This is a genomic window from Klebsiella sp. HMSC25G12, from assembly GCF_001807705.1.
GTDB classification, from domain to species: Bacteria; Pseudomonadota; Gammaproteobacteria; order Enterobacterales; family Enterobacteriaceae; genus Klebsiella; species Klebsiella variicola.
This window is the reverse complement of record NZ_KV789897.1, coordinates 108,865-126,165: the sequence shown is the minus strand read 5'-3', so window position 1 is coordinate 126,165 and position 17,301 is coordinate 108,865. Positions and strand designations below refer to the sequence as shown.

The 17,301-nt window shown below is 60.3% G+C and carries 14 protein-coding genes; 5 read left to right on the top strand and 9 right to left on the bottom strand.

Translation table 11 applies throughout. The features are described 5' to 3' along the window. Window positions 1-12: 12 nt before the first annotated feature. Window positions 13-2,007 carry a transketolase gene (gene tkt / locus HMPREF3096_RS16280; protein ID WP_008803842.1) on the top strand — a complete coding sequence of 665 codons (1,995 nt, stop codon included), beginning with the start codon at window positions 13-15 and terminating at the stop codon, window positions 2,005-2,007. Here tkt and HMPREF3096_RS16275 read toward each other — a convergent pair. The 3 genes from HMPREF3096_RS16275 to aegA all read right to left on the bottom strand — a co-directional run bounded on the left by HMPREF3096_RS16275 (window position 1,997) and on the right by aegA (window position 5,744). After that, complete coding sequence (locus tag HMPREF3096_RS16275; RefSeq protein ID WP_032730884.1) at window positions 1,997-3,043, bottom strand: DUF1176 domain-containing protein; 1,047 nt, start codon at window positions 3,041-3,043, stop codon at window positions 1,997-1,999. The two genes, tkt and HMPREF3096_RS16275, sit on opposite strands and share 11 nt — an antisense overlap. A gap of 63 nt (window positions 3,044-3,106) precedes the next feature. Next, a complete protein-coding gene (nudK, locus tag HMPREF3096_RS16270; RefSeq protein WP_002913754.1) occupies window positions 3,107-3,703 on the bottom strand; it encodes a GDP-mannose pyrophosphatase NudK in 597 nt (198 codons plus the stop codon). 58 nt (window positions 3,704-3,761) lie between these two features. Next, complete coding sequence (gene aegA, locus HMPREF3096_RS16265) at window positions 3,762-5,744, bottom strand: formate-dependent uric acid utilization protein AegA (protein ID WP_048293512.1); 1,983 nt, start codon at window positions 5,742-5,744, stop codon at window positions 3,762-3,764. A gap of 372 nt (window positions 5,745-6,116) precedes the next feature. Here aegA and acrD point away from each other — a divergent pair, with 372 nt between their 5' ends. Further along, the gene (gene acrD / locus HMPREF3096_RS16260) at window positions 6,117-9,230 is read left to right on the top strand and encodes a multidrug efflux RND transporter permease AcrD (RefSeq protein ID WP_008803839.1); all 3,114 of its coding nucleotides are present in this window, start codon (window positions 6,117-6,119) and stop codon (window positions 9,228-9,230) included. A 127-nt stretch (window positions 9,231-9,357) separates the two neighbouring features. On the opposite strand, the gene ypfM is transcribed toward acrD, so the two are convergent. Then, a complete protein-coding gene (gene ypfM / locus HMPREF3096_RS30490) occupies window positions 9,358-9,417 on the bottom strand; it encodes a protein YpfM (protein ID WP_100181659.1) in 60 nt (19 codons plus the stop codon). A 365-nt stretch (window positions 9,418-9,782) separates the two neighbouring features. Between ypfM and HMPREF3096_RS16255 the strand changes: the two genes are divergently transcribed. The 3 genes from HMPREF3096_RS16255 to HMPREF3096_RS16245 are packed head-to-tail and all read left to right on the top strand — an operon-like array spanning window position 9,783 to window position 11,497. Further along, window positions 9,783-10,136, top strand: a complete 354-nt coding sequence (locus tag HMPREF3096_RS16255) for an ArsC family reductase (RefSeq protein WP_008803838.1) — start codon at window positions 9,783-9,785, stop codon at window positions 10,134-10,136. A 3-nt stretch (window positions 10,137-10,139) separates the two neighbouring features. Next, window positions 10,140-11,267, top strand: a complete 1,128-nt coding sequence (gene dapE, locus HMPREF3096_RS16250; RefSeq protein WP_032730887.1) for a succinyl-diaminopimelate desuccinylase — start codon at window positions 10,140-10,142, stop codon at window positions 11,265-11,267. Between the two features lie 26 nt (window positions 11,268-11,293). Next, window positions 11,294-11,497 (top strand): YpfN family protein, encoded by a 204-nt coding sequence (locus HMPREF3096_RS16245; RefSeq protein WP_002913768.1) that lies wholly within the window; start codon window positions 11,294-11,296, stop codon window positions 11,495-11,497. Window positions 11,498-11,545: 48 nt separating this feature from the next. Here HMPREF3096_RS16245 and ypfH read toward each other — a convergent pair whose 3' ends face one another. The 5 genes from ypfH to bamC all read right to left on the bottom strand — a co-directional run bounded on the left by ypfH (window position 11,546) and on the right by bamC (window position 17,290). Further along, the gene (gene ypfH, locus HMPREF3096_RS16240) at window positions 11,546-12,241 is read right to left on the bottom strand and encodes an esterase (RefSeq protein WP_008803836.1); all 696 of its coding nucleotides are present in this window, start codon (window positions 12,239-12,241) and stop codon (window positions 11,546-11,548) included. A gap of 76 nt (window positions 12,242-12,317) precedes the next feature. Beyond that, window positions 12,318-14,321 (bottom strand): tRNA(Met) cytidine acetyltransferase TmcA, encoded by a 2,004-nt coding sequence (locus tag HMPREF3096_RS16235; RefSeq protein WP_032730888.1) that lies wholly within the window; start codon window positions 14,319-14,321, stop codon window positions 12,318-12,320. A gap of 9 nt (window positions 14,322-14,330) precedes the next feature. Next, window positions 14,331-15,206 carry a KPN_02809 family neutral zinc metallopeptidase gene (locus HMPREF3096_RS16230; RefSeq protein WP_012540912.1) on the bottom strand — a complete coding sequence of 292 codons (876 nt, stop codon included), beginning with the start codon at window positions 15,204-15,206 and terminating at the stop codon, window positions 14,331-14,333. A gap of 119 nt (window positions 15,207-15,325) precedes the next feature. Then, entirely contained in the window at window positions 15,326-16,039 is a 714-nt protein-coding gene (gene purC / locus HMPREF3096_RS16225; RefSeq protein ID WP_002913801.1) for a phosphoribosylaminoimidazolesuccinocarboxamide synthase, read from the bottom strand. Between the two features lie 216 nt (window positions 16,040-16,255). Then, window positions 16,256-17,290 (bottom strand): outer membrane protein assembly factor BamC, encoded by a 1,035-nt coding sequence (gene bamC, locus HMPREF3096_RS16220; protein ID WP_008803834.1) that lies wholly within the window; start codon window positions 17,288-17,290, stop codon window positions 16,256-16,258. Between the last annotated feature and the right edge of the window lie 11 nt (window positions 17,291-17,301).

Genomic DNA, 17,301 nt, shown 5'->3' with positions numbered 1-17,301 from the left:
ACGGAGAAAACTATGTCCCGAAGAGAGCTTGCCAACGCCATCCGCGCCCTGAGTATGGACGCGGTGCAGAAAGCCAATTCCGGCCACCCCGGTGCGCCAATGGGGATGGCAGACATTGCCGAAGTGCTGTGGAACGATTTTCTCAAGCACAATCCGCAGAACCCTGGCTGGGTGGACCGCGACCGCTTTATTCTGTCCAACGGCCACGCGTCGATGCTGCTCTACAGCCTGTTGCACCTGACCGGCTACGATCTGCCGCTGTCAGAACTCAAGCAGTTCCGTCAGTTGCACTCAAAAACGCCGGGCCACCCGGAGCATGGCTATACCCCCGGGGTGGAGACCACCACCGGCCCGCTGGGCCAGGGGCTGGCGAACGCCGTCGGCATGGCCATCGCCGAACGCACCCTGGCGGCACAGTTTAACCGCCCCGGTCATGAGATTATCGACCATCACACCTGGGTTTTCATGGGCGATGGCTGCCTGATGGAGGGGATCTCCCATGAGGCCTGTTCGCTGGCCGGTACGCTCGGACTGGGTAAGCTGATCGGTTTTTACGATCACAACGGCATCTCCATCGACGGCAAAACCGAAGGCTGGTTTTCCGATGATACGGCCGAACGCTTCCGCGCTTATCACTGGCATGTGATCGGTGACATTGATGGTCACGATCCGCAGGCCATTAAACAGGCCATTGCGGAAGCGCAGGCGGTGAAAGATAAGCCGTCGCTGATTATCTGTCGGACCATCATCGGCTTCGGTTCGCCCAACAAAGCGGGGTCGGAAGAGTCTCACGGCGCGGCGCTGGGCGAAAAAGAGGTGGCCCTGGCCCGCCAGCAGCTGGGCTGGAAATATCCGCCCTTCGAGATCCCGAAAGAGATCTATCAGGGCTGGGATGCGCGTCCGCGCGGCGAAAAAGCCGAGCACGCCTGGAACGAGAAATTCGCCGCCTACCAGCAGCAGTTTCCGGAGCTGGCCGCTGAGCTGACTCGCCGCATGGATGGCACCCTGCCGGAAGACTTTGCCGCGACCGCCCGCGACTACGTGGCGAAACTGCAGGCCGAGCCGGCGAAAATCGCCAGCCGCAAGGCCTCGCAAAACGCGCTGAACGCCTACGGCCCGCATCTCCCGGAACTGCTGGGCGGTTCGGCGGATCTTGCGCCGAGTAACCTGACCATCTGGTCTGGCTCGACATCGATTAAAGACGATCCTGCGGGCAACTATATCCACTACGGCGTGCGCGAATTTGGCATGACCGCGGTGGCCAACGGCATCGCCCTGCACGGGGGCTTCATTCCGTATACCTCGACCTTCCTGATGTTTGTGGAATACGCCCGCAACGCCGCGCGCATGGCGGCCCTGATGAAGGCCCGGCAGATCATGGTCTATACCCATGACTCCATCGGTCTCGGGGAAGATGGCCCGACGCACCAGGCGGTGGAACAGCTGGCCAGTCTGCGACTGACGCCCAACTTCAGCACCTGGCGCCCCTGCGACCAGGTGGAGACCGCCGTCGCCTGGCAGGCGGCCATTGCGCGCCAGAACGGACCAACGGCGCTGATCCTGTCGCGGCAAAACCTGGCGCAGATGCCGCGCACCCCGGAACAGGTGCAGGCTATTGCCCGGGGAGGCTACGTGCTGAAAGATGCCGGCGGGAAGCCCGACCTGATCCTCATCGCCACCGGCTCGGAAGTGGAGATCACTGTGCTGGCCGCAGAAAAACTGTTGGCGAACGGGGTGAATGTGCGGGTCGTCTCGCTCCCTTCCACCGATGTGTTTGATGCCCAGGATGAGGCCTGGCGCGAGTCGGTGCTGCCGTCGGACGTCAGCGCCCGGGTGGCGGTCGAGGCCGGGATAGCGGACTACTGGTATAAATATGTCGGCTTAAAAGGCAAGATCGTCGGCATGACCGGCTATGGCGAATCCGCCCCGGCAGAGCAGCTGTTTCCGTTCTTTGGCTTTACGGTCGACCATATCGTCGCCACCGCGGAGCAGGTGCTTAACGGGTGATCCACAGCGTGGGCCAGGCGTCTGGCCCCTGCCAGTTATCACACGTCGGCTGCTGCGCGTAGCGGGAGAGACTGAACCGCTGGCCGTCAAAACGCCAGCGGGTCTGGATCCCGCAATCGCCGGCCTCGCGGCCTTTATCCAGGGTCACCAGCTCATGGCGGCGATCATCGTAGCTGGCGTTGATAAGCTCGATCTCCCGCGGTGCCTCGCCCGGTGGCTGAAACGGCAGCGTCAGCCGCACCTGACGGGCGACATAGGGCCGCTGGCGGGAGACCAGCCAGGCCAGCCAGACGGTGTTGTACGCGCCGGATTCGCAGCTGGTCATCAGCAGCACTTTGTCATCCGTCAGCGCAGTAACGCGAATTTCACGGCGGAAGGGATCGAGGGAGCAGTTGCTGTTGGTCATCCGCTCATTACCGTAGTCCATCAGATCGTTGAGCTCCTCACGCCCCAGCGGCGACTGCGCTGTTTCCGCGGTCGCCACTGCGCGCAGCGCCGGGGCCGGCGGTACGCTGAGCGGCGGCTCTTCCCCTTTGCCGACCCAGGCCGTTTCACTGCCTACCCGCTTTTGCAGATCGTCGATAAAAAACAGAGCCGCTTTCAACCCCTGCAGGGAGATGCTCTGCAGGCCATTGGCCAGCGAGAGAGCTTTCCCCTCCTGAACCTGCTGGAGAAATGCATCGATCGTCACGCTGTCGGCGGTTTTAATGAGCTTATCTTCAATGTGCCAGCGCTTGTCGGTCAGGGACACCGGTTTGCCATCCAGCAGCAGGCGCGGCGCTATCGGCGCTAGCGTCGCCACCGGATTACCGGTGCCCCCCAGTTCGATACGCAGGCTGGCGTCAGTCACTGCTCCGGCGCTGCGGCTGAGGGTCATCACCAGCCCATAATGCAGCCCCACGTTACGGGTGACGCAGAAATTTTGGTTGTTACAGGTGACCTGCCAGTCGTTGAAGCGCTGCTGCGTCGGTGCCGACCATGCCTGCGAGCAAGGCAGCACCGCCAGAAAGAGGAAAAAAATGATGCGAAAAAGCATGAACCGCCCGACCCCAGATAAACCCGACCACGGCGCCTATCCTGGACAACGGCAGCCGCTTACTCAATCGGATTTGTCAGAGTTCCCCGACATCAGGCCGGAGGTTTGCAGATACTGCAGCAGGATGACCGCCTTACCGTCGCGGATCTCACCGTCAGCGACCATCTGCAGCGCCTGGCTAAAAGGCAGCTCCAGCACCTCGATGGCTTCATCATCCACCCCGCCGCCGCTGGTGGTTCGCTGCGCGTCGCTGTACTCGGCGATAAAGAAATGCACCACTTCGGTGACGCCCCCTGGCGACATAAACAGCTCAAACAGCTTACGCACCTCGCCCACTTCGTAGCCGGTCTCTTCCACCGCCTCTTTACGAATGCAGGCTTCCGGCTCGTCGTTGTCCAGCAGCCCGGCGCAGGTTTCAATCAGCATGCCGTCATGATTGCCATTGACCCAGGTGGCGACCCGGAACTGCCGCACCAGGACCACCGTCTGCTTATGGCGGTTATACAGCAGTACGGTGGCGCCATTGCCGCGATCGTAGACTTCGCGCTTATGGCGCACGACGCTGCCGTCCGCCCGCGTTAGCTCATAAGTCATGTTGCGTAGTACGAACCAGTTCTCAGAGAGGATTTTATCTTTAATGACGTGAATATTGAGTGACATACCGACCCCACAGCGTAAAAGGACGCCCTCATACTACGCTGCGGGGCCGGGTTTGTCGTCAGTGAAGCGGCGTCGTTTTCAGCGCCAGATAGTCCAAAATCCCCTGCGCCGCGTGACGGCCTTCCGCCATCGCCGTCACTACAAGGTCTGCGCCGCGCACGGCATCGCCGCCGGCAAAGATCTTCTCCTGACTGGTCTGGTAACGGTAACGGCTCTCGACGCCGGCTTTGATGCGCCCCTGGCTGTCCAGCGCCACGCCCGCCGCTTCCAGCCAGGGCATGCGGTGCGGGTGGAAGCCAAAGGCCATGATCACCGCATCCGCCGGCATAACAAACTCACTGCCGGGGATCGGCGTCGGGCGGCGTCTTCCTCCCGCGTCCGGGGCGCCCAGCTCGGTGCGCAAAAAGCGTACCCCGTTCACTCGCCCGCTTTCGTCCAGCTCCAGGGTCACCGGCTGGACGTTAAACTCAAAGACCGCCCCCTCTTCGCGGGCGTTTTTGACCTCTTTTTTCGAGCCCGGCATGTTGGCTTCATCCCGCCGATAGGCGCAGGTCACCTGGCGGGCGCCGTGACGCAGCGCGGTGCGCACGCAGTCCATCGCTGTATCGCCGCCGCCCAGCACGACGACGTTCAGCCCGGCAGTGTTGATATAAGGCTCCTGAGCCGATGCCGCCAGCCCCATCACCTGTTTGGTGTTGGCAATGAGGAACGGCAGCGCATCGTAAACGCCGGGGGCCTCTTCGTTCGGCAACCCCGCCTTCATGGAGCGATAGGTTCCGGCGCCGACGAACACCGCGTCATAGTCGGCCAGCAGCGTCGCCATGGGGATATCTTTCCCCACCTCGCAATTGAGCTCAAAGCGGATACCCATCTCGCTGAAAATGGCCCGCCGCCGGGCCAGCAGCGATTTATCCAGCTTGAACGCCGGGATGCCGAAGGTCAGCAGACCGCCAATCTCCGGATGACGGTCAAAAACCACCGGCTGGACGCCGTGACGCACCAGCACATCGGCGCAGGCCAGCCCGGCCGGCCCGGCGCCGATAATCGCCACCCGCTTACCGCTCGGCTTAACCTGCGAGAGGTCCGGACGCCAGCCGCTGGCCAGCGCCTGGTCGGAAATATAGCGCTCAATGTTGCCGATGGTGACTGCGCCGCTTTCATCGCGCAGGGTGCAGGCACCTTCACACAGCCGGTCCTGGGGGCAGACGCGACCGGTGATCTCCGGCAGGCAGTTGGTCTGATGGGAAAGCGCGACCGCGGCGGCGATATCCCCCGCCTTAACCAGCTCGACCCACTGCGGGATATGGTTATGCAGCGGGCAGGTCCATTCGCAAATACTGTGTTCCCCACACGTGAGGCAGCGGGCGGCCTGCTGCTGCGCCTGCGCCGGGGTGAACGGCTGATAGATCTCCTCAAAGTGGCTCTTACGCGCCTCCGCCGCCAGCTTATCCGGCTCCCCGCGCGGCGGCGTCATCGCCATTTGCCTGACCTTCGCGCCAACATTGGGCTGGCTGCAGGTCGGCGTACCGCGCTGCCACGGCTGCACCTCCTGGCATGCCGAGCGCAGTCGCCGCTGCTTCGCCAGCGCGGTCAACGTCTCATCGTCGGCGAGGGTCAGTGCCTGCGCGGGACAGTTTTCCACACAGGCCGGTCCCGCTTCGCGGCCCTGGCACAGATCGCATTTCTGCGCGCTGGCCTTTACCAGGCCCGCAGCCTGCGGCGTCACCACCACCTGCATCACCCCGAACGGGCAGGCCACCATGCAGGATTTACAGCCAATGCATTTCTCCTGACTGACCTGAACGCTGTCGCCGGACTGGGCAATGGCGTCGTTGGGGCAACTGCGGACGCAGGGGGCGTCTTCACAGTGGCGGCAGGTGATAGCGTTACGCTGGCCCGCCGCTTTGATGACGGTGATACGAGGTAAAAAGCGCTGCGGGGTCAGCACGTGTTGCTCCTCGTTATGCGCCATTACGCAGGCCACTTCGCAGGCCTGGCAGCCGATACATTTTCGACTATCGCTCAAAATAAAGTGGTTCATGGCTTCCTTTTGTCTTCTTGGTGAATAACCCCTCAATGCGCATGACTATTTATTACCCGACAAGACGGCGCCGGAACAATGTCCAAATGCCCAGGATAAACTTTTTCTGGAGAGAATCCGTTTTGGATCAATTTTTTTGACTTAAATGAAATGAGGTTTCACACCGGCAAGGGATAATGCGCCTGTCTGAGGCTGCAAAGCAGGCTCACTGCCTGCTGGCAGGAAAGTTCGAGGTTTCTTTACGATACGGCAAAAGCAACATGATAAATTACACTATCTCCTTAATTTCTCCACGATTGCCGGAGGCGCTGGCGCTAAAGTGGCACAGGCTGTGCAATAACAAAAAAATGTGCATATGAGGTCTTTATTCTGATGGCGAATTTCTTTATCGATCGCCCCATTTTTGCGTGGGTGCTGGCAATCCTGTTATGTCTGACGGGCACCCTTGCCATTTTGTCGCTTCCCGTTGAACAGTATCCCGACCTCGCCCCGCCGAACGTGCGGATCACCGCCAACTATCCCGGCGCCTCCGCGCAAACCCTGGAGAATACCGTCACCCAGGTTATCGAACAGAATATGACCGGCCTCGATAACCTGATGTATATGTCATCCCAGAGCAGCGCCACTGGCCAGGCGACGATCACCCTCAGCTTCACCGCCGGTACCGACCCGGACGAAGCCGTGCAGCAGGTTCAGAACCAGCTGCAGTCGGCGATGCGTAAACTGCCGCAGGCGGTGCAAAACCAGGGGGTGACGGTGCGCAAGACCGGCGACACCAATATCCTGACCCTCGCCTTCGTCTCCACCGACGGCAGCATGGATAAACAAGATATTGCCGACTACGTCGCCAGTAACATTCAGGACCCGCTCAGCCGCGTCAACGGCGTGGGGGATATCGACGCCTACGGCTCGCAATACTCAATGCGCATCTGGCTCGACCCGGCGAAGCTCAATAGCTACCAGCTGACCACCAAGGATGTGACCGACGCCATCAGTTCGCAGAACGCCCAGATTGCCGTCGGCCAGCTTGGCGGGACGCCTTCGGTCGATAAGCAGGCGCTAAACGCCACCATCAACTCGCAATCTCTGCTACAAACCCCGGAGCAGTTCCGCAATATCACCCTGCGCGTCAATCAGGATGGTTCAGAGGTGACGCTGGGCGATGTCGCCACCGTCGAGATGGGGGCGGAGAAGTACGACTACCTCAGCCGCTACAACCGGCAGGCCGCTTCGGGCCTGGGAATTAAGCTTGCTTCCGGCGCCAACGAAATGGCCACGGCGGAGCGAGTGATCAATCGCCTCAATGAGCTGTCGCAGTATTTTCCTCACGGTCTGGAATATAAAGTCGCCTACGAGACGACCTCCTTCGTAAAGGCCTCCATCACTGATGTGGTCAAAACGCTGCTGGAGGCGATCCTGCTGGTCTTCCTCGTGATGTATCTGTTCCTGCAGAACTTCCGCGCCACCCTGATCCCGACCATCGCCGTGCCGGTGGTGCTGATGGGCACCTTTGCGGTGCTGTATGCCTGTGGCTACAGCATCAACACCCTGACGATGTTCGCGATGGTGCTGGCGATCGGCCTGCTGGTGGATGACGCCATCGTGGTAGTGGAGAACGTCGAGCGCATCATGAGCGAGGAGGGCCTGTCGCCCCGCGAGGCGACCCGCAAATCGATGGGGCAAATTCAAGGCGCACTGGTGGGGATCGCCATGGTGCTGTCGGCGGTGTTTGTGCCAATGGCCTTCTTCGGCGGCACCACCGGGGCCATCTATCGCCAGTTCTCAATCACTATCGTCGCGGCGATGGTCCTCTCGGTGCTGGTGGCCATGATCCTCACTCCGGCCCTTTGCGCCACGCTGCTCAAGCCGGTTAAGCCAGGTGAATCCCATGAAAGAAAAGGCTTCTTCGGCTGGTTCAACCGCACCTTCAACCGCAGCGCCAGCCGCTACGAAACCTTTGTCGGCAAAATTCTTCACCGCTCGCTGCGCTGGATGCTGATCTACGTCGTCCTGCTCGGCGGGATGGTGTTCCTGTTCCTGCATCTGCCCACCTCGTTCCTGCCGCTGGAAGATCGCGGGATGTTCACCACCTCGGTCCAGTTGCCGAGCGGCGCTACTCAGCAGCAGACGCTGAAAGTAGTGCAAAAAGCGGAAGATTACTTCCTCAATAATGAGAAGCAGAACGTCGAATCGGTATTTGCCACCGTCGGTTCCGGCCCCGGCGGCAACGGGCAGAACGTGGCCCGCATGTTTGTGCGTCTCAAAGACTGGGACCAGCGCGACCCGGAAACCGGCTCCTCCTTTGCCATTATTGAACGCGCCACCAAAGCGTTTAATCAGATCAACGAAGCGCGGGTCATCGCCAGCAGCCCGCCGGCCATCAGCGGCCTCGGCAGTTCGGCAGGCTTCGATATGGAGCTTGAGGATCACGCCGGTAAGGGGCACGATGCGCTGATGGCGGCACGCGATACGCTGCTTGAGCTGGCCGGCAAAAACCCACTGTTGACCCGGGTCCGCCATAACGGGCTCGACGACAGTCCGCAGCTGCAGGTCGATATCGATCAGCGTAAAGCGCAGGCGCTGGGCGTCTCTATTGACGACATCAACGATACGCTGCAAACCGCGTGGGGGTCGAGCTACGTCAACGACTTTATGGATCGCGGCCGGGTGAAGAAAGTCTACGTCCAGGCAGCGGCGAAATACCGGATGCTGCCAGACGATATCAATCTCTGGTATGTCCGCAACAGCAGCGGCACGATGGTGCCGTTCTCGGCCTTCGCCACCTCACGCTGGGAGACCGGCTCGCCGCGGCTGGAACGCTACAATGGCTACTCGGCGGTGGAGATCGTTGGTGAGGCGGCGCCGGGTATCAGTACCGGCACCGCGATGGACATGATGGAGAAGCTGGCCGCGCAGTTGCCAACCGGCTTTGGCCTCGAATGGACCGCCATGTCCTACCAGGAACGCCTCTCTGGCGCTCAGGCGCCGGCACTGTACGCGATTTCGCTGCTGGTGGTGTTCCTGTGCCTGGCGGCGCTGTACGAGAGCTGGTCGGTGCCGTTCTCGGTGATGCTGGTGGTCCCGCTCGGGGTGATTGGCGCCCTGCTGGCGACCTGGGTGCGCGGCCTGGAGAATGATGTTTACTTCCAGGTGGGCCTGTTAACGGTGATCGGCCTGTCGGCGAAAAACGCCATTCTGATCGTTGAGTTCGCCAACGAGCTGAACGAGAAAGGCCAGGATCTGCTCAGCGCCACGCTGTCGGCCTGCCGTCAGCGCCTGCGCCCCATCCTGATGACCTCGCTGGCGTTTATCTTCGGCGTGCTGCCGATGGCGACCAGCACCGGGGCCGGTTCCGGCAGCCAGCATGCGGTCGGTACCGGGGTGATGGGCGGGATGATCTCCGCCACCGTGCTGGCCATCTTTTTCGTGCCGCTGTTCTTTGTGCTGGTACGCCGTCGCTTTCCGCTGAAGGAGCGTCCGCAATAAGCCGTCGGGCGTTGGCGGCGAGCCTTAATAACAGAAAAGGCGACCCTTAAGGTCGCCTTCTTTATGTGTTCAGAACGATGACGCGCTTATTTACTTCGCGTTATTCCCCTGCTCACATTACGGAAATTTATTTACGAAGCATGCCTTCAATAAAATCTTTCCAGTTCCCCAGTTCATGTTCAATCATAATAGCCTCTCTTATTATTATGGTCGATTCTATATAACTTCATTGCTGATGGGAAGTTGGGCTCCCCTATTGCTCTGATTGTCTTGTGGACGTCTGACAGAGATAAAACCTCTGGTTGCCGCCACTATGCCGTTTCGTATGTAAAAATTATGTGACGCAGAGCACTCTCAGGCAACATTTTCGCAATATTGTTAATAGCCTCACATCACTTCCGCGAATGAGCAAAATTTCACCACGCCGTCAATTGAATGAGATACCCGGTAAAAAGTTATATTTATTCATCTGAATCACGTATTATTTCAGTAAGACTTATATATTCGGAAATATCTGAGTTAACCGCTTAATTGAATGTGAAAGGTTTATCTATGCTCACCATGTACGGAATTAAAAACTGCGATACCATTAAAAAAGCCCGCCGCTGGCTGGAAGCGCATCAGATTGCGTATCAGTTTCATGACTACCGCGCCGATGGCCTTGACCGCGCGCAACTGGATACCTTTATTGCCGAACTGGGCTGGCAGGCGCTGCTGAACACCCGCGGCACCACCTGGCGCAAACTCGACGAGTCGCTGCGCAACAGCATCGATAATGCCGACGCCGCCGCCGCATTGATGCTGGAAATGCCGGCGATTATCAAACGCCCATTGCTCTGTGCGCCCGGTCGTCCTATGCTGCTGGGTTTTAGTGAAGCAAGTTATCAGCAGTTTAACGAGGTATAGTCTATGTCTTGCCCGGTCATTGAGCTGGCTCAGCAGCTTATTCGCCGCCCTTCCCTTAGCCCCGATGATGCGGGATGCCAGGCGTTAATGATTGAACGCCTGCGTGCGATCGGCTTTACCGTTGAACCGATGGATTTCGGCGATACACAGAATTTCTGGGCCTGGCGCGGCCACGGCGAGACGCTGGCCTTCGCCGGCCACACCGACGTGGTCCCGGCAGGCGATGCCGACCGCTGGATCAACCCCCCGTTCGAACCGACCATCCGCGACGGCATGCTGTTCGGCCGCGGCGCAGCTGATATGAAAGGCTCGCTGGCGGCGATGGTGGTGGCGGCGGAACGTTTTGTCGCGCAGTACCCGAATCATCGCGGCAGACTGGCGTTCTTGATCACCTCAGATGAAGAGGCCAGCGCCAAAAACGGCACCGTCAAAGTGGTGGAAACGCTGATGGCGCGTAATGAGTGTCTGGACTACTGTCTGGTCGGCGAACCCTCCAGTACCGAGGTGGTCGGCGATGTGGTGAAAAACGGCCGCCGCGGCTCGCTGACCTGCAACCTGACCATTCACGGCGTGCAGGGCCATGTTGCCTATCCGCACCTTGCCGATAACCCTGTCCATCGCGCGGCGCCGATGCTGGCGGAGCTGGTCAATATCGAGTGGGATAAAGGCAATGAATTTTTCCCGCCAACCAGCATGCAGATCGCCAACGTACAGTCCGGTACCGGCAGCAACAACGTGATCCCCGGCGATATGTTCGTCCAGTTCAACTTCCGCTTCAGTACGGAACTGACGGACGAGATGATCAAAGCCCGCGTGGTCTCCCTGCTGGAAAAATACCAGCTGCGTTACAGCGTGGAGTGGTGGCTCTCCGGCCAGCCGTTCCTCACCGGGCGCGGTAAACTGGTGGATGCGGTGGTGAGCGCAATTGAGCACTATAATGAGATCAAACCGCAGCTGTTGACCAACGGCGGCACCTCTGACGGTCGGTTTATCGCCCGCATGGGGGCGCAGGTGGTTGAGCTGGGCCCCGTGAACGCAACCATTCACAAAATTAATGAATGTGTGAACGCCGCCGACCTGCAGCTGCTGGCACGGATGTATCAACGCGTAATGGAACAGCTGGTCGCCTGACGAATTGACGTAAAGAGGAAGCGCGCATGGAATGGCTTATTAAACACTGGTGGATTCTGGTTCTGGTCTTTTTGGTGGGGGTGATTATCAACGTGATCAAAGATCTGAACCGCGTTGACCACAAAAAATTCCTTAACAACAAACCCGATCTGCCGCCGCACCGCGATTTTAACGATAAATGGGACGATGACGACGACTGGCCAAAGCACGACCAGTCGAAGAAACCGTAAGTTTGCCTTTATCGCGGTACTGCCCGCCTGTAACCCCGTCCGCCGGGGTTACAGCATTTCGATGATATCGTCCCCTTTTGGCGTACTGCCGCTCAGCGCCTCATCAAAATAGTGCTTCGGCACGGTATAACGCAGACGCTCGATGGCAAACTGCATGCTGCGATCGTCAATGGCATGCCCCAGATCGTCAACAATATCTAAGGTCACGTCGCCGCCCGCCTGCTGTAATGCCTCCTGAGCCGACACCGCCCACGCCAGGTCGATAACCCGATCTTCCCCCCCGTGGATCAGATGAATGGTGGTGGCCGTCGTTGCCGTCATCGGCAGCGTCGCGTAGCGGCCATTAAAGGCGATCACTCTTGAAGCCAGATCTGGCGCCGCTTTGATACTCTCCAGCGACATAATCGCCCCCTGAGAGAAACCGATCAGCGCGGTGGCCAGTGGACTGACGCCGCTTTTCTCTTGCCAGTAGCGCACAATGTCAATGAAGGTCGGCATAATGGCATCGATGCGCTGCTGACGATTCTCTTCCGTCACTCCCTGCACCGAAAACCACTGCCGACCGTTGGGACCGCAAGGTTCGACCCCGCCGATGCTGACAATTAGCGCATCGGGAAACTGCGGCGCGAACCAGCTGCCGATTTGCCCCATAGAGACCGGGTTATCACCCACACCATGAAACAGCAGCAACAGCTGTTGCGCAGGCGTCGCAGGGCTTTGAACAATAAAATGATCGTGTTTCATGGCTGTCTCCTTAGTGTATGCCGGCAGTTTACGCCGCTCGCCAGATATGACCATGCCATTTAACTGAATGAGTTAGTTAAAATAATTGCAGATGCGCCACCTGCTGACGCAGCGCCTCAGCACGCGCTGCATCGAGGAAGCGCAAGGCGTCAGCGGCCTCAACACGCCATCTCGCCAGCAGGGCTTTACGCCCCGTCAGCCGCAGCGCAGCACACAGCGCGGCTTCCTCTTCCCCCTGCAGACGTCCGCGCAGAGCCGGCAACGGCATGTCGGCCTGCATCAGCAGGCGGTTGAGGCAGCCCAGCGCCGCGGCCAGCGGGCGATGGGCGAAAGCAAAGCTCGCCGCTTCCAGCCAGTCCTCATCACTAAGCATAGCGTCTGCGACGGCCGGCAGCGGCGCGGATTCGTCCCGCCACGGGCGAAGCCAATATTCATCCCGCAGCAGCCGCTGCGCCTCCCGCTGCGCGAGCTGGTGCCCCGCCGCAGTCAGCGGGAACAGAGCCATCGCGGTATAGCAGCCGCTGCTGGCCTCGCGATGGGTTCCCAGCCGCACGAGGATAAACCCGCAGCGTTGCCAGAAGCGCCACAGCTCAGGGGTATAGCCGAAGCTGACGGACAGATAGTCATAGCCTGCGGCATCGGCGGCGATACTGGCGATCATCTTCTGCCCGAGACCATCGCGCTGACGGGCAGGATGGACAGCGATCCGACTGACCCGCAGCCCGGACAGCGTCGCCGCCAGGGGACTGCCGCCATGCGCCGCCAGCGACTGGGCGACCAGATTCCCGCGCGGCCGGCGAAACCCTGCCCACACCGCCCGGCTAAGTTCGGGAGAAAGTCCCCCCTCGGCCACCAGCCACAGCGCGCCCGCCACCGCGCCGCTGGCGCGAGCGCAGCGAAAAGCCTGGCCGGGGGCATCCATCATGCGCCGCAGATCGAGCGGGGAAGTCCGGTAGTGCGCCCCGGACAATAGCTGGTACATCGCCTCCGGTAGCGCTGGCTGCGATTGCCAGCAGGACTGATTAACCGCTTCCAGCACCACCTCCCCCGTCGGCGCGTCGCGAAATGCCTCATCGTTAAAGATCAGCAACTGACGGATGGCTGACTCCAGCGGACAGCCCGCCGCCCAGCGGATCGGGGCGCTCAGGCTGAACGACTGCAGACGGGGCAGGCTGGCGCAAAATTTCAGCAGGAATCCGCGACCGGTGCCTTCATAACCCTGCACCGTCGTGGTGAGTAGCGTGCGGGGAAAACGGCTTACCAGCTGCCGGAGAAGCGGAGCCGGGATCGACGCGGCCTCATCGACAATCAGCCAGGCCGCCGTTTCTTGCGACGCCAACAGCGCATCGGGCGCCATAAAGCGGAACGCCTCGCCGGCAAAGCTCGCCAGCACCTCGACGGCGCTACGCGTTGGGGCGGTGACGATGGCCTCGCCCCCAAGCTGGCGCAGCAGCATGCCCGCGAGAGCGGATTTCCCTCGCCCGCGCTCTGCCGTCACCGCCGCGATACCGGGCGGCAGCCGCAACAGTTGCTCAAGGATTAGCGCCTGCTCGGCCTGGGGGTGGCCATCGGCGGGATGCCAGTCAGGGCGGGGGGCGGCCAGCGGGAAGCGCGGCCGGTCCGACTGCTGCCAGAGCAGCACCTCCGGATCGGCGATAAACTGCCGGCAGCAGCGGTGAACAAAGTTGGGGGTAACGATAGGGTCGGGAGTATCGCTCCAGCGCAGGGAGTCCTCATCCGCCCGGGTCGGCCAGTCGGCGAAGGGGGGCGTCAGCAGCACCAGCCAGCTTCCCGCCCGCAGCGTACCGCTCAGGGCCGCCAGGGCCGCCACGTCACACCCGCGCCGGGCATCGAAAAAGGCGTGCATCACTTCCCGCCCCAGCAGCGTCTTCAGGGCGCCAGGCGCCACGCAGGGCGCAGAAACCGGATCGGAGCCTACCCACAGACCATCGCCGCCGAGCCGCTCCCGTAGCGCCTGCGCCTGCTGCAGCGTCCAGGCCTCATCGCCGCTGAGCACCAGCAGGCGACGGATCCCCTCACGCGCCATCTGCGCGGTGAGGTCAAGCAGCGCGTCCATCATCGGTGGCGATTACAGCGCGCTGCCGAAGGTATTGCACTGCGCCGGATCGCCGCTGTCGAAACCGCGTTTGAACCAGGTGTAGCGCTGTTTTGACGTGCCGTGGGTAAAGCTGTCCGGTACCACGCGCCCCTGGCTCTGCTGCTGCAGACGGTCGTCGCCGATGGCTTCGGCAGCGTTCAGCGCCTCCTGCAGATCGCCGGTTTCCAGAATATCCTGCTGCTGCATATTATGGCCCCAGACGCCGGCGAAGCAGTCCGCCTGCAGCTCCATCTTCACCGACAGACGGTTGGCTTCGGCCTCGGTGGCATGCTGCTGTTGCTGGCGAACTTTCGGCTCAATGCCCAGCAGTTTTTGCACGTGGTGGCCCACCTCATGAGCAATGACGTACCCCTGAGCAAAGTCGCCGTCGGCGCCCAGTTTATTTTTCATCTCATCGTAGAAGGACAGGTCGATATAGACCGTGCTGTCGGCAGGACAGTAGAACGGCCCCATCACCGACTGACCGGTGCCGCAGCCGGTACGGGTCGCGCCGCGGTAGAGCACCAGTTTTGGCTGGGGGTACTGGCGGCCCATCTTTTCAAAGATCGGTCCCCAGGTATCTTCGGTGGTGGCCAGAATGACGGAAGTAAACTTCGCCGCTTCATCGTCTTTCGGACTGATGGAGCGCTGCGTGGAGGTCTGCTGCTGCGGCATCGGCTCCCCGGTCAGCATGCCGGTCAAATCCACGCCGTAGTAGCCCGCCACCAGCACAATAATCAGCAGTACAATGCCGCCCTTCCCGCTCGGCAGACGGAAACCGCCGCCCCCGCTGCCGCCAAACGGCGAGCCTGATTGACCACGTCGATCTTCAACATTGTCGCTTTCGCGACGCCCTTGCCAGCGCATAAGCACCTCATTCCCTGTTATGTATCAATAGCAGAGATCGTAGGCGGTTCAGCGCAGGATTACCACAGGAAACAGCAAGAGACGCCAGAAGATGAGGCCATCTTCTGGCGGCGGGCGGGTTAGTCGAGCTTAACGCCCAGGCGGTGAGCCACTTCTTCGTAGGCTTCGATCAGGCCGCCAAGGCTCTGGCGGAAGCGGTCTTTGTCCATTTTATCGAGGGTGTTTTTATCCCACAGACGGCTGCCGTCCGGCGAAAACTCGTCGCCCAGCACCACTTCGCCTTTGAACAGACCAAACTCCAGCTTAAAGTCCACCAGAATCAGACCGGCGTCATCGAACAGCTTTTTCAGCACGTCGTTGGCTTTGTAGGTCAGCTCGCGCATCCGCGCCAGATTCTCTTTGCTCACCCAGCCGAAGGTTTCGCAGTAGGAGTCGTTGACCATCGGATCGTGCATAGCATCGTTTTTCAGGAACAGGTCGAACAGCGGCGGGTTCAGCTCGATACCTTCTTCAATGCCTAAACGTTTTACCAGCGAGCCTGCCGCACGGTTACGCACCACGCACTCTACCGGCACCATATCCAGTTTTTTCACCAGACATTCGGTATCGGAAAGCAGCGCTTCCATCTGGGTAGGGATGCCCGCTTCTGCCAGTTTGCTCATAATGAAATGGTTGAACTTGTTATTCACCATGCCTTTACGATCGAACTGCTCGATGCGCGCGCCATCACCTGCTGACGTATCGTTACGGAATTCCAGTACCAGCAGGTCCGGATTATCGGTGCTGTATACTGTCTTCGCCTTACCACGATACAACTCAGCTTGCTTTTTCATCTTTCACTACTCCAGTGATATTGAGCCAAAAAATGACGTGTCGGTCTTACATAACATCCTACATCGAGCCTCAGAGCAGAGGCTAAACGCTTGCGAGGCGAACTGCAGTCAGGCGACTGGAGCGGCCTTAACGCGGCGATTTACAGGGTTATGCGGCTACGCACACGTTTGCGTCACTATACATGAAAAAGGGCCGGATTGCTCCAGCCCTTTTGATTACTTGTTAAATGCGGCCTGGAATACGGCTACCAGGGCGTCATTTTGCGACTGCGTCAGAGTGTGACCTTTCGGGTCGATGAACTGCAGGCTACTGCGGTTATCGAGGTCACCGACCTGCAGTTTGTAGTCACCGGAGGCCAGCTGCGGGTCACGTGCGCCCAGCTCCTGCCAGCTGCTGTCAGACAGCGGCTTGTAGGTCAGCGCCATGCTGCCCTGAGAGCGCGTGCTGTCGGTCACTTTCATTCCCACTTTTTCGAGGGCGCCCGGCAGACGTTGCCACACCATGTTAAACGGCGCGCGAACGACAAGCATCGGCAGGCCGGTGTCATCGGCAGCGCTCTGCACGTCGAAGGTGGCGCCAGCACTGCGCTGGGCCGCGTTCTGGGCGCTGGTGGCGCTCGCATCAAGGCCTTCAGAAATGACGTTCAGCATGGCGGTGCTGTAGCGCTGCAGTGACGCCGGATCGGCAACCGGTTTACCCGCCTGCTCCAGATTCACCAGCTTAACGACCACCGCTTGCTGATAGCCCTGCGGTTTGACGGAGATTTGATAACGACCGCGATACTGCTGATCTTCATCAAGGCGGTTCCACTCAACCCAGTCGGTGTTCAGCGTCTGGCTCGCATCATCGCGTTTCGCGATAACGTAGTTCTTCGACTGAAGGATACTGGTGACCTGCGCCCACAGCGAGCCGCTGCGGCCGTTCTCAACCATCAGCGTCGCGGTATCGCCATTAAACTGGGTCCGCGCACCGCTGACCAACGCCAGCGGCTGCGCCGGCGGGCGAATGTCCAGCGCTTTGCCCACCGCGCCGGTGCTGTTGGCCACCGGAATGTTGTAATCGCCCACCTGAATCGGCAGGATCATCCCCGCCGGCGCGTGAAGTTCGCTCAACGGTGACGCCTGTAAATAGGCCTCATCACCGCTCACCTGACGCTTATAGCGCGAATCGGAACTACAGGCCGCGAGGAGTAGAACCAGCGAAACACCCGCAACCTTCGCCAGGCGCGACTTCTGTACTGAGTAAGCCATCAAATCTCCCT

Coding starts and splice junctions, on each gene's coding strand:
- aegA (WP_048293512.1), bottom strand. CDS start 5,744: ATGAACCACTTTATTTTGAGCGATAGTCGAAAATGTATCGGCTGCCAG.
- nudK (WP_002913754.1), bottom strand. CDS start 3,703: ATGTCACTCAATATTCACGTCATTAAAGATAAAATCCTCTCTGAGAAC.
- HMPREF3096_RS16275 (WP_032730884.1), bottom strand. CDS start 3,043: ATGCTTTTTCGCATCATTTTTTTCCTCTTTCTGGCGGTGCTGCCTTGC.
- ypfH (WP_008803836.1), bottom strand. CDS start 12,241: ATGAAACACGATCATTTTATTGTTCAAAGCCCTGCGACGCCTGCGCAA.
- bamC (WP_008803834.1), bottom strand. CDS start 17,290: ATGGCTTACTCAGTACAGAAGTCGCGCCTGGCGAAGGTTGCGGGTGTT.
- acrD (WP_008803839.1), top strand. CDS start 6,117: ATGGCGAATTTCTTTATCGATCGCCCCATTTTTGCGTGGGTGCTGGCA.
- HMPREF3096_RS16235 (WP_032730888.1), bottom strand. CDS start 14,321: ATGATGGACGCGCTGCTTGACCTCACCGCGCAGATGGCGCGTGAGGGG.
- tkt (WP_008803842.1), top strand. CDS start 13: ATGTCCCGAAGAGAGCTTGCCAACGCCATCCGCGCCCTGAGTATGGAC.
- dapE (WP_032730887.1), top strand. CDS start 10,140: ATGTCTTGCCCGGTCATTGAGCTGGCTCAGCAGCTTATTCGCCGCCCT.
- HMPREF3096_RS16245 (WP_002913768.1), top strand. CDS start 11,294: ATGGAATGGCTTATTAAACACTGGTGGATTCTGGTTCTGGTCTTTTTG.
- HMPREF3096_RS16230 (WP_012540912.1), bottom strand. CDS start 15,206: ATGCGCTGGCAAGGGCGTCGCGAAAGCGACAATGTTGAAGATCGACGT.
- HMPREF3096_RS16255 (WP_008803838.1), top strand. CDS start 9,783: ATGCTCACCATGTACGGAATTAAAAACTGCGATACCATTAAAAAAGCC.
- purC (WP_002913801.1), bottom strand. CDS start 16,039: ATGAAAAAGCAAGCTGAGTTGTATCGTGGTAAGGCGAAGACAGTATAC.